1 protein-coding gene is annotated in these 1,160 nt (G+C 52.0%); it reads right to left on the bottom strand.

Annotated elements, in window-relative coordinates:
- Positions 1 to 39: 39 nt before the first annotated feature.
- Positions 40 to 1,160 (bottom strand): levoglucosan dehydrogenase (locus BTO30_RS16760; protein WP_075399830.1); only part of this gene is annotated, 1,121 nt, incomplete at its 5' end.

Here is a 1,160-nt window from a genome sequence, read left to right as displayed (position 1 = left end):
GGCTGCAGATTCATCCTCCATCTCTTTTGTCTACATTTCCTATTTTGACAAATTGACCCATTGACCTTTTTCAGCAGATTCCAAAATCGCAGCGGAAATGACCGCAATTTGGTAGCCATCTTCAAAATCAGGGGACACTTTTGTATCTTCCGCAATGGATTTCATAAAGTCATACGTTTCGATAATTTTCGTTTCACCGTAGCCGATGCCGAGTGCCGGAATTGGCCACAGTCCTTCACCGTACGGGTGAGCCGGGCCTGTGTACACCGTTCTGAATCCGCGGCTGTCTGCCGGATCATCCGAGAAGCAGACCTGCAGCTCATCGCGGCGCTCGTAGTTGAACACCAGCGATCCTTTTTCCCCGTGAATTTCAAACGTCAGGAAGTTGTTGCGCCCCCATGCGTTGCGCGTCGCTTCAATGCTGCCTACGGCACCGTTTTCAAATTTAACGAGGGTCATAAATTCATCATCGACATCCACCGCCGCTTTCGGTACATCCCCGTCCGCTTTGACCGTTCCAAGCTTATCCAGTCCGCCGCTTTGAATCGGGCGCTCGCCGATCCATGTTTTGGCCACCGCATTGACGTCGGAAATTTCACCGACAAGGTAGCGGGCAAAATCGATTACGTGTGTACCGATATCCCCAAGTGCGCCTGAGCCCGCTTTTTCTTTTTGGAAGCGCCATGACAGCGGTGAATTCGGGTCAGCCGACCAGTCCTGCAAATACGTGCCGCGGAAGTTTAAGATTTTCCCAAGCTTGCCTTCTTCAATGTATTTTTTCGCCAGGGCAACTGCCGGTGTTCGGCGGTAGTTGAACGCCACCATGTGCTTTACGCCTGCTTCTTTGACCGCATCCAGCATCGTTTTCGCTTCCGCCGCGTTTCGCGCAAGCGGTTTCTCGGAAATGATGTGCTTACCTGCTTTGGCAGCGGCAATCGCGATTTCCGCATGGGAGTCATTTGGTGTCACGATGTCGATTACATCGATTTCAGGATCTTCCACGACTTTGCGCCAGTCAGAAGAATAGTGTTCAAAGCCAAGACGGGCCGCCGCATCTTTCGCCAATTCATCCGTGACATCCACCACTGTGTGGCGGTGAGGAATACCAGGTGCTGGCCAGAAACACATTGGCGTACCCGCATAAGCCAGTGCATGTACTT

This window comes from Domibacillus antri, assembly GCF_001936625.1.
In the GTDB taxonomy this organism is placed as follows: domain Bacteria; phylum Bacillota; class Bacilli; order Bacillales; family Domibacillaceae; genus Domibacillus; species Domibacillus antri.
This window is presented reverse-complemented; position numbering and strand designations above follow the sequence as displayed.